The sequence below is a fragment of the Streptomyces sp. NPDC050549 genome (assembly GCF_040655035.1).
GTDB lineage: Bacteria > Actinomycetota > Actinomycetes > Streptomycetales > Streptomycetaceae > Streptomyces.
Window position 1 is genome coordinate 194,153 of sequence record NZ_JBFAJD010000018.1, and the last position, 9,373, is coordinate 203,525.

12 protein-coding genes are annotated in these 9,373 nt (G+C 68.6%); 8 read left to right on the top strand and 4 right to left on the bottom strand.

Annotated elements, in window-relative coordinates:
- Positions 1–47 precede the first annotated feature (47 nt).
- From AB0I51_RS26085 to AB0I51_RS26100, 4 genes are all read left to right on the top strand, one after another.
- Entirely contained in the window at positions 48–1,193 is a 1,146-nt protein-coding gene (locus tag AB0I51_RS26085) for a GAF domain-containing sensor histidine kinase (protein ID WP_362979013.1), read from the top strand.
- Complete coding sequence (locus AB0I51_RS26090) at positions 1,186–1,827, top strand: response regulator transcription factor (protein WP_019067391.1); 642 nt, start codon at positions 1,186–1,188, stop codon at positions 1,825–1,827. The genes AB0I51_RS26085 and AB0I51_RS26090 overlap by 8 nt, the downstream gene beginning before the upstream one ends.
- A 166-nt stretch (positions 1,828–1,993) precedes the next feature.
- On the top strand, positions 1,994–2,233 hold the full coding sequence (locus tag AB0I51_RS26095; RefSeq protein ID WP_019067390.1) for a chaplin: 240 nt from the start codon (positions 1,994–1,996) through the stop codon (positions 2,231–2,233).
- 204 nt (positions 2,234–2,437) lie between these two features.
- Entirely contained in the window at positions 2,438–2,677 is a 240-nt protein-coding gene (locus AB0I51_RS26100; protein ID WP_019067389.1) for a chaplin family protein, read from the top strand.
- A gap of 170 nt (positions 2,678–2,847) precedes the next feature.
- Here the strand turns inward: AB0I51_RS26100 and AB0I51_RS26105 are convergent, their stop codons facing one another.
- Positions 2,848–3,636, bottom strand: coding sequence for a hypothetical protein (locus AB0I51_RS26105; RefSeq protein ID WP_362979016.1), 789 nt, complete (start codon positions 3,634–3,636; stop codon positions 2,848–2,850).
- A 132-nt stretch (positions 3,637–3,768) separates the two neighbouring features.
- Here AB0I51_RS26105 and AB0I51_RS26110 point away from each other — a divergent pair, with 132 nt between their 5' ends.
- The 3 genes from AB0I51_RS26110 to AB0I51_RS26120 all read left to right on the top strand — a co-directional run bounded on the left by AB0I51_RS26110 (position 3,769) and on the right by AB0I51_RS26120 (position 6,165).
- Positions 3,769–4,560, top strand: coding sequence for an ABC transporter ATP-binding protein (locus tag AB0I51_RS26110; RefSeq protein ID WP_019067387.1), 792 nt, complete (start codon positions 3,769–3,771; stop codon positions 4,558–4,560).
- Between the two features lie 80 nt (positions 4,561–4,640).
- Positions 4,641–5,075 carry an NfeD family protein gene (locus AB0I51_RS26115; protein WP_362979018.1) on the top strand — a complete coding sequence of 145 codons (435 nt, stop codon included), beginning with the start codon at positions 4,641–4,643 and terminating at the stop codon, positions 5,073–5,075.
- 130 nt (positions 5,076–5,205) lie between these two features.
- A complete protein-coding gene (locus AB0I51_RS26120; protein WP_352184494.1) occupies positions 5,206–6,165 on the top strand; it encodes an SPFH domain-containing protein in 960 nt (319 codons plus the stop codon).
- Between the two features lie 70 nt (positions 6,166–6,235).
- On the opposite strand, the gene AB0I51_RS26125 is transcribed toward AB0I51_RS26120, so the two are convergent.
- The 3 genes from AB0I51_RS26125 to AB0I51_RS26135 form a co-directional block, all read right to left on the bottom strand.
- A complete protein-coding gene (locus AB0I51_RS26125; RefSeq protein WP_362979020.1) occupies positions 6,236–6,742 on the bottom strand; it encodes an HNH endonuclease in 507 nt (168 codons plus the stop codon).
- Between the two features lie 145 nt (positions 6,743–6,887).
- Positions 6,888–7,427, bottom strand: a complete 540-nt coding sequence (locus AB0I51_RS26130; RefSeq protein ID WP_362979022.1) for a YbhB/YbcL family Raf kinase inhibitor-like protein — start codon at positions 7,425–7,427, stop codon at positions 6,888–6,890.
- Positions 7,428–7,467: 40 nt separating this feature from the next.
- Entirely contained in the window at positions 7,468–8,250 is a 783-nt protein-coding gene (locus AB0I51_RS26135; protein WP_362979024.1) for a sporulation protein, read from the bottom strand.
- Positions 8,251–8,387: 137 nt separating this feature from the next.
- Here AB0I51_RS26135 and AB0I51_RS26140 point away from each other — a divergent pair, with 137 nt between their 5' ends.
- The gene (locus tag AB0I51_RS26140; protein WP_362979026.1) at positions 8,388–9,029 is read left to right on the top strand and encodes a DNA-3-methyladenine glycosylase; all 642 of its coding nucleotides are present in this window, start codon (positions 8,388–8,390) and stop codon (positions 9,027–9,029) included.
- Positions 9,030–9,373 lie beyond the last annotated feature (344 nt).

Here is a 9,373-nt window from a genome sequence, read left to right on the forward strand (position 1 = left end):
CCACCAGCCCGATCCGCGTTGTCACACCCCGCCGGTACCGTGAGGACATGAGTCAAGGTCCACGGTCCGGCCTCGCGGCGGTGAGCTCCGCACTGCTGGCCATGAGCAGGCACCTGGAGGTGCGCGACGTCCTCAAGACGATCGTCGCCTCGGCCCGCGAGCTGCTGGACGCGCAGTACGCCGCCCTCGGCGTCCCCGACGACCACGGTGGCTTCGCCCAGTTCGTGGTCGACGGCGTCAGCGACGCCCAGTGGAAGGCCATCGGCCCGCTCCCGCGCCAGCACGGCATCCTCGCCGCGATGCTGCACGAGGCCAAGGCCGAACGCCTCGCGGACGTACGCAAGGACCCGCGCTTCGAGGGCTGGCCCGCGGCCCACCCCGACATGTCCGACTTCCTGGGCCTGCCCATCCGCGACGACGACGAGATCATCGGCGCCCTCTTCCTCGCCAACAAGAACTGCCCCAAGAGGGACGGCAGTTGCGGCTTCACCGAGGACGACGAGGAACTGCTCTCGATCCTCGCCCAGCACGCAGCCATCGCCCTCACCAACGCCCGCCTCTACGAGCGCAGCCGTGAGCTGACCATCGCCGAGGAGCGCTCCCGGCTCGCCCACGAACTGCACGACGCGGTCGCCCAGAAGCTGTTCTCCCTCCGGCTCACCGCACAGGCCGCCGCCACCCTCGTCGACCGCGACCCCTCCCGCGCCAAGGGCGAACTCCAGCAGGTCGCCGCGCTCGCCGCCGAGGCCGCCGACGAACTGCGCGCCGCGGTCGTCGAGTTGCGCCCCGCCGCCCTGGACGAGGACGGACTGAGCGCCACCCTGCGCACCCAGATCCAGGTCCTCGACCGCGCCCACACCGCACACGTGACCTTCACGGGCCGCGGCTTCCGCGCCCTGCCCGCCGCCCAGGAGGAGGCCATGCTGCGCGTCGCCCAGGAGGCCCTGCACAACGCGCTGCGGCACTCCGGCGCCGAGCACGTGGCCGTGACTCTGGAGCGCAGCGGCTGCGGCGCGGTCCTGAGGATCACCGACGACGGCAGCGGCTTCGAGCCCCAGTCGATCCGCCGCGTGGGACGCCACCTGGGCCTGGTCTCCATGCGGGACCGGACCAACGGCGTCGGCGGCACGCTCACCGTGGAATCGGCGCCCGGAAAGGGCACCACGATCGAGATGGAGGTCCCCGGTGGCTGACGCAATCAAGGTGCTGATCGTCGACGACCACCAGGTCGTCCGCCGGGGCCTGCGCACGTTCCTGGAGGTGCAGGACGACATCGAGGTCGTCGGCGAGGCGGCCGACGGCGCCGAAGGGGTCGCCCGTACCGAGGAGTTGAAGCCCGACGTCGTCCTCATGGACGTCAAGATGCCGGGCATGGACGGCATCGACGCGCTGCGCAGGCTCCGCGAACTCGACCACCCCGCGCGCGTGCTGATCGTCACCAGCTTCACCGAACAGCGCACGGTGATCCCGGCCCTGCGCGCCGGCGCCGCCGGTTACGTCTACAAGGACGTGGACCCGGACGCCCTGGCCGGCGCCATCCGCTCGGTCCACGCCGGCCACATCCTGCTCCAACCCGAGGTCGCGGGCGTCCTGTTGTCCCAGGAGGAGTCCAACTCGGGGCAGGGAAGAGGCGGTTCGCTCACGGAGCGGGAGCGCGAGGTGCTCGGCCTGATCGCGGACGGCCGCTCCAACCGCGAGATAGCCCGCGCCCTGGTGCTCTCCGAGAAGACGGTCAAGACCCACGTCTCGAACATCCTCATGAAGCTCGACCTGGCGGACCGCACCCAGGCCGCCCTGTTCGCCGTCCGCCACGGCCTGACCAGGTGAGCGGTATCGCGGCGACGGCGTGACGGCAACACGGAACGTCCCGTTCCGGACCGAGATTCATACCGTCGTGGGAATGTCCCCCGGATGGCGCATCCTTCGTGGATCTCCACCGTTCTCCAATGCGTGCCGCGGCGCCTGCCGCGGTGATCGCTAGGAGGGCTCAGAAGTGAAGAACCTGAAGAAGGCAGCGGCCGTGACGATGGTGGCCGGCGGGCTGGTGGCCGCCGGTGCCGGGCTGGCCTCCGCCGACGGCCTGGCGAACGGCCAGGCTGTCGGTTCGCCCGGCGTCGGCTCGGGCAACGTCGTCCAGGTCCCGGTGCACGTCCCGGTGAACGCGGTCGGCAACAGCGTCAACGTCATCGGCGTCCTGAACCCCGCCTTCGGCAACCTGGGCGTCAACCACTGACGCACGTCGCTCCGCGACAGTGACCTCCGGCCTCCCGGGCACTCCCGGGAGGCCGGTCTGCTCGTCTGCTCGTCGGGTTGTCCCGCCAATGATCCGAACGGGCAGTCAAACGCGCATTCCCGTGCCGTTTCCGCTACTCCCCGCGTTGATCAGCGCACGACCCGCGGCCGGGTCGGTCACGCAATCGCAGGAGGAACGCTTCCCATGAACATCGCCAAGAAGGCCGCCGTGGCCCTCACCGTCGCCGGTATCGCCGCTGGCGCCTCCGCCGGTGCCGCTGTCGCCGACGCGGGTGCCGACGGCGCGGCCGTGAAGTCGCCGGGCGTCGGCTCCGGCAACGTCGTCCAGGTCCCGGTCCACGTCCCCGTCAACGTCGTCGGCGACAGCGTCAACGTCATCGGCCTGCTGAACCCCACGTTCGGCAACAAGGGCATCAACGGCTGACGCCCACAGCTGTAAGAAGGGGCCCCGGGAGTCAACGACGACTCACGGGGCCCCTTCTGTGTTCTTCAGCCCGTCCGGCGTTTGAGGACGAGGACCTTTCGGGGCCGAAGCGGGGGCCCGGGGGCGGCAGCCCCCAGAGACGCCCACACCAACACACGGCAACCAGTCACTTACCGCACCCCTTTCTCCCGCTCCTCCACAACAGAGTTGTACGCCGCCACCTGCGCCCGCCGAGCCGTCCGCTCCACCGGCCGCAACGCCTCCGCCCGCACCGCCATCTCGGACGCGCTCACCGCACCCCCGTGCCCGCTCTCCGCGGCCAGGGACACCAGCAACCCCACCCGCTGCGCCAGCTCCAACACCCGCACCGCGCGCGGCGGATACCCCGGCGCCAACACCTCCCGCCCCCGCTCGGCCCGGGCCCGGTACGCGTCGAGCGCCGCCTCCGCGACCGGCCCCGACCCGGCCACGTCCAGCCGCGACAACACCGCCGTCGCATCCCGCAGCGCCTCCGCCAGCTCCCGCTCGGCCTCCCCGAGCGAGGGCACATCGGCGGGCGGTGCCTCCCGCACCGGCAGGCAGTGCCAGACGACCTCGACATGCACGTCACCGGCGGGACCGGCCTCGTACACATCGGGAACGAGGCCGAGCGCGACGCCGTAGCAGATCACCGCCTCCTCGGCCTCCAGGGCCCGCGCGTTGAAAGCGGGCGGGCCGCTCAGCCCCAGCGGGTGTCCCGAGGTGGGAAGGGCCAGGCGCAGCCCGGTCACCCCGAGGGTGCGCAGCCGTCCCAGTGCGAGTGTGAGTCCGACGGGCGCCGACTCGCCCGGCAGCCCTTCCACCCGGTGCACGGCGTCCTCGCCCACGATGGCGAGTACGGCGTCGTCCGGTGAGACAAGCCCGGCCAAAAGGGCGTTTCCCCAGGCGGCGAGGCGTCCTGATCGTGGTTCCGAAAGCATGCCCCCCACCCTAAGGACCGGACCGATGGGATGGACCGCCCGGCCGGTGGCGTAGATTTCTTCGAGGGCTGCGCCTACCGGCGCACGCGACAGCCGAGACAGGCCGACGATGCAATGGGAGACAGCGCGCTCATGAGCGATGTTCTGGAGCTGGAGGACGTAACCGTGGTCCGGGAGGGCCGGGCTCTGGTGGACCAGGTCTCCTGGTCGGTCAAGGAGGGCGAGCGCTGGGTCATCCTCGGCCCGAACGGCGCCGGCAAGACCACCCTCCTGAACGTCGCCTCCAGCTACCTGTTCCCCAGCAGCGGCACCGCCACCATCCTCGGCGAGACCCTCGGCAAGGTCGACGTCTTCGAACTGCGCCCCCGCATCGGCGTCGCCGGTATCGCCATGGCCGAGAAGCTCCCCAAGCGCCAGACCGTCCTGCAGACCGTGCTGACCGCCGCCTACGGCATGACCGCCGGGTGGCACGAGGACTACGAGGACGTCGACGAGCAGCGCGCCCGCGCCTTCCTCGACCGCCTCGGCATGAGCGACTACCTGGACCGCAAGTTCGGCACCCTCTCCGAGGGCGAGCGCAAGCGCACCCTCATCGCCCGCGCCCTGATGACCGACCCCGAGCTGCTCCTCCTCGACGAGCCCGCCGCCGGCCTCGACCTCGGCGGCCGCGAGGACCTCGTACGCAGGCTCGGCCGCCTGGCCCGTGACCCGATCGCCCCCTCCATGATCATGGTCACCCACCACGTCGAGGAGATTGCCCCCGGCTTCACCCACGTCCTGATGATCCGTCAGGGCAAGGTCCTCGCCGCGGGCCCGCTGGAGCTCGAACTCACCGCGCGCAACCTCTCCCTCTGTTTCGGCCTCCCGCTGATCGTCGAGCAGGTCGGCGACCGCTGGACGGCACACGGTCTCCCCATGTCCTGACCGAACTCCCCTGAAAATTACGGGTCGTACGGGCATATGCGCCCTGTCCGCGACCCGACCCGCAGCCCTACCATGACCTTGTGAACGACATCGGCGCATGGGTGTGGTGGCTCGTCGGCGCGGCGGCACTCGGAATCCCGCTCGTGGTGACCGCCATGCCCGAGTTCGGCATGCTCGCCATGGGCGCCGTCGCCGCCGCGGTCACCGCCGGGATCGGCGGGGACGTCGTCGTGCAGGTCCTCGTCTTCGTCGCCGTCTCGGTCGCCCTCATCGCGGTCGTACGGCCCATCGCGAACCGGCACCGCTCGACCCGGCCCCAACTGGCCACGGGCGTGGACGCGTTGAAGGGCAAACAGGCCGTCGTCCTGGAGCGCGTCGACAGCTCGGGCGGCGGCCGGATCAAGCTGGCCGGAGAGATCTGGTCGGCCCGCGCTCTCGACACCGACCGCGCCTACGAACCGGGCCAGGAGGTGGACGTCGTGGAGATCGAGGGAGCCACCGCGATCATCATCTGACCTCGCAGGACTCAACTGAACCGAACGGCACACGAGTTGCGTGACGGTCTGACAGACTCGACCAGCAAGATCTTCAACAACCATAAGATCTTCCGAAAGCGCCGAGGCGGAGAAGGGTACGGGGAGCACGATGGAACCGGTCATCATCGTCTTGATCATCCTGGTGGTGTTGGTCTTCATCGCTTTGATCAAGACGATCCAGGTCATCCCGCAGGCAAGTGCCGCGATCGTGGAGCGGTTCGGCCGCTACACACGGACACTCAACGCGGGACTCAACATCGTCGTCCCGTTCATAGACACGATCCGTAACCGCATCGACCTGCGCGAACAGGTCGTACCGTTCCCGCCGCAGCCGGTGATCACCCAGGACAACCTGGTCGTCAACATCGACACGGTCATCTACTACCAGGTGACGGACGCGCGGGCCGCGACCTACGAAGTGGCCAGCTACATCCAGGCAATTGAGCAGCTCACGGTCACCACACTCCGCAACATCATCGGCGGCATGGACCTGGAGCGGACCCTGACCTCCCGCGAGGAGATCAACGCGGCCCTGCGCGGAGTCCTCGACGAGGCGACGGGCAAGTGGGGCATCCGGGTGAACCGCGTAGAGCTCAAGGCAATTGAGCCCCCCACCTCCATCCAGGACTCGATGGAGAAGCAGATGCGCGCCGACCGTGACAAGCGCGCCGCGATCCTCACCGCGGAAGGCACGCGCCAGGCGGCCATCCTCACCGCGGAGGGCGAGAAGCAGTCCCAGATCCTGCGCGCCGAAGGTGAGGCCAAGGCAGCCGCCCTGCGCGCCGAGGGCGAGGCCCAGGCCGTCCGTACGGTCTTCGAGGCCATCCACGCCGGAGACGCCGACCAGAAGCTCCTCAGCTACCAGTACCTCCAGATGCTCCCGAAGATCGCCGAAGGCGACGCCAACAAGCTCTGGATCGTCCCCAGCGAGATCGGCGACGCCCTAAAGGGCCTCTCCGGCGCGATGGGCAACATGGGCCCGTTCGGCGGCGGTTCGGGCAACGACGGAGGCAACTCCGGCAACTCGGGCGGCAATTCGGAACGCCGAGAGAAGCCGTCCATCGACTGACAGGCTTTCTCCTCCACGACACTGGGGCCCACCTCCCGCGGGAGGTGGGCCCCAGTTCTGTTCACGTGCCCTATGCCGCCGGCTGCACCAGCCACTGCGGCAGGGCCTCGAAGTCCTCGGTCCCCAGCGCCAGCAGCATCGCGTCCGCCGGTGTCGGCTCGAACGGCCGCCGCAGCAGCGGCATCCCCGCCTGCTCCGGAGTCCGGGCCGCCTTGCGGTGGTTGTCCTCCGCACACGAAGCCACCGTGTTCAGCCAGGAGTCCTGACCACCCTGCGCCCTCGGCACCACGTGGTCCACCGTCGTCGCCCGCCTGCCGCAGTACGCGCACCGGTGCCGGTCACGGACCAGCACACCACGCCTGGACCACGGAGCTTGTCTTCGGAACGGCACCCTGACGTACCTGCACAGGCGGATCACCCGGGGCGCCGGTATGTCGACCTCGGCTCCGCGCATACGCAGTTCGGGGTGGGCCTGCTCGACGACAGCCTTGTCCTGCAGCACCAGAACGACGGCTCGATTCAACGACACCGTCGACAGCGGCTCGAAGCTCGCGTTCAGCACCAGCGTGTCCCGCATCCAGCCCACCTCCCATGTGCAACCGGCCCACCGGGTGGCGGGCTTGGATCAACTCTGGCCGGGCACGCCGAGATGGACAACGCAATAAAAAATGCCCGCCTCTGATCAATTCCAAGACCAGAGGCGGGCAAACGTTCAATGAACGTCAGTCTTCCGTCGGCGCTTCGTACTCACCGATCAGCTGGGCACGCGCCAGCGAGTGAAACCGCAGGTTGAAACCGACGACCGCCGGAGAAACGTCCGAGTCCGGACCGAGCTTCTCCGTGTCCACGGCGTACACCGTGAACACATAACGGTGCGACCCGTCCCCGGGCGGCGGCGCGGCACCGCCGAAGTCCTTCGACCCGTAGTCGTTCCGCACCTGTACGGCGCCCTCCGGCAGCGCCTCGAACTTGCCGCTGCCCGCACCCGCAGGCAGCTCGGTCACCGAGGCCGGGATGTCGAACACCGTCCAGTGCCAGAACCCACTGCCCGTAGGGGCGTCCGGGTCGTAGCAGGTCACTGCGAAACTCTTGGTCTCGGCCGGGAAGCCCTCCCACCGCAGCTGCGGCGAGGTGTTGCCGGCCGCGTAGACCTGAGCGTCCTTGAGCGTCGCCCCCGGTTCGACGTCCTCACTCGTCACCGTGAACGACGGCACGGGCGGGTGGAAGTCATGGGGGAGGGGTCGCCGCTTGAGCTCGGTCACCTCGGTACCTCCTGATCGGTTTCTTCAGTGGACACCGAGCCTAGAACCAGTTGCGCTTGCTGCCGACCTCGGACAGCCACTGATTGAGGTACGCCGCCCAGTCCGTCCCGTGGAAGTCGTGCTGGCCCACCTGGAAGGACCGGAAGGTGTCACTGCCCTCGCTGAACAGTCCCGGCTTCTTGTCCATCTCCAGGATGACGTCCATCGCGTTCTCGTCGGCCACGAAGCTCAGCTCGACCTGGTTCAGCCCGCGGTACTGCGACGGCGGGAAGAACTCGATCTCCTGGTAGAACGGCAGCTTCTGCCGCGTTCCCCGGATGTGACCGCGCTCCATGTCCGCGTTCTTGAAACGGAAGCCCAGCTGGATGAAGGCGTCCAGAATCGCCTTCTGCGCGGGCAACGGGTGCACGTTGACCGGGTCCAGGTCGCTGGAGTCCACGGCCCGCGCGATCGCCAGCTCGGTGCTCACCCCGATGTGCATCCCGCGCAGCGCCTGACCGTCGATCATCGTGACCGGCGTCTCCCAGGGGATCTCAAGCCCGAACGGCACGTTGTGCGCGGTCCCCGCCTGCAGCTCGAAGGCACCGCCCAGCCGCACCTTCGTGAACTCGATGTCCTGCTTGTACTCCTGGTCGCCGCTCTCGACCTCGACCTTGGCCTGCAGCCCGACCGAGAGCCCCTGGATCTCCTGGTTCACGGACCCGCCCTGGATCCGCACCTCGCCCTGGACCACACCACCAGGAACGACGTTGACCTCGGTCAGCACCGTCTCCACCGAAGCCCCGCCGGCCCCCAGGCTCGCGAGCAGCTTCTTGAACGCCATGACTCTCCCTTTACGAATGGACCCTTGATCCCTACAAACGCGATCCGACCGCGACCGGTTCCGCGCCACACCCTGGCAAGCGGACCGAACCTTGACCACCCCTTGGCACAAGCGCGTCTGGACTACGCTCGGACGCCATGATCGCGCCCCCGGACCGTAAGCCACTCCCCAGAGAGTTCTTCGACCGCCCTGTACTGGAGGTCGCCCCCGACCTCCTGGGCCGCACCCTCGTCCGTACGACCCCCGACGGTCCGATCGTCATGCGCATCACAGAGGTCGAGGCCTACGACGGCGGAAACGACCCCGCCTCCCACGCCTATCGCGGCCCGACCGCCCGCAACGGCGTGATGTTCGGCCCACCCGGGTACGTGTACGTCTACTTCACCTACGGCATGTGGCACTGCATGAACCTGGTGTGCGGTCCCGAGGGCACGGCGAGGGCGGTCCTGCTCCGCGCCGGCGAGATCGTCGAGGGCACCGAACTGGCCCGCAAACGTCGACTCTCGGCCCGAAATGACAAAGAACTGGCCAAAGGCCCCGCACGCCTGGCCACAGCCCTGGACGTGGACCGCTCCCTGGACGGCACGGACGCGTGCACCACGGGCGACACACCCCTGAGGATGCTGGCCGGTACACCTGTGCCCTCCCATCAGGTAAGCAACGGTCCGCGCACCGGCGTCTCGGGCGACGGGGCGGTCCACCCCTGGCGCTTCTGGATCGCCAACGACCCGACGGTGAGCCCTTATCGGGCTCATACGCCGAGGCGTCGCTCAAGTTGACGCGCCTTGGCAGGGTGCGTAATGTAGCCCGAGCCGCTTGACCCGGGTACGGCATTCGCCTGCAGCCGGAAGCGGCCAACCCACTACCTACGACTCCCTCTCAGCAGGGGCGCATTCGGCATGCCCGCATGCCTGAATTCGAACTTGCGGAACTCGATTATGAGCTGGCGAGGGAATCGGCTAACGTAGTGAATGTCGAAAGGCCGACAGGCGAAAGCCCAAAGCGTTTGACAATCCCCACCGACAGGGAATCGGTACCGGAAACGGTCTGATAGAGTCGGAAACGCAAGACCGAAGGGAAAGCCCGGAGGAAAGCCCGAGAGGGTGAGTACAAAGGAAGCGTC

Bases quoted from the DNA above. Each gene is read 5' to 3' on its own strand.
- AB0I51_RS26085 (WP_362979013.1), top strand. From the start codon at position 48: ATGAGTCAAGGTCCACGGTCCGGCCTCGCGGCGGTGAGCTCCGCACTG.
- AB0I51_RS26100 (WP_019067389.1), top strand. From the start codon at position 2,438: ATGAACATCGCCAAGAAGGCCGCCGTGGCCCTCACCGTCGCCGGTATC.
- AB0I51_RS26105 (WP_362979016.1), bottom strand. From the start codon at position 3,636: ATGCTTTCGGAACCACGATCAGGACGCCTCGCCGCCTGGGGAAACGCC.
- AB0I51_RS26110 (WP_019067387.1), top strand. From the start codon at position 3,769: ATGAGCGATGTTCTGGAGCTGGAGGACGTAACCGTGGTCCGGGAGGGC.
- AB0I51_RS26120 (WP_352184494.1), top strand. From the start codon at position 5,206: ATGGAACCGGTCATCATCGTCTTGATCATCCTGGTGGTGTTGGTCTTC.
- AB0I51_RS26125 (WP_362979020.1), bottom strand. From the start codon at position 6,742: ATGCGGGACACGCTGGTGCTGAACGCGAGCTTCGAGCCGCTGTCGACG.
- AB0I51_RS26135 (WP_362979024.1), bottom strand. From the start codon at position 8,250: ATGGCGTTCAAGAAGCTGCTCGCGAGCCTGGGGGCCGGCGGGGCTTCG.
- AB0I51_RS26140 (WP_362979026.1), top strand. From the start codon at position 8,388: ATGATCGCGCCCCCGGACCGTAAGCCACTCCCCAGAGAGTTCTTCGAC.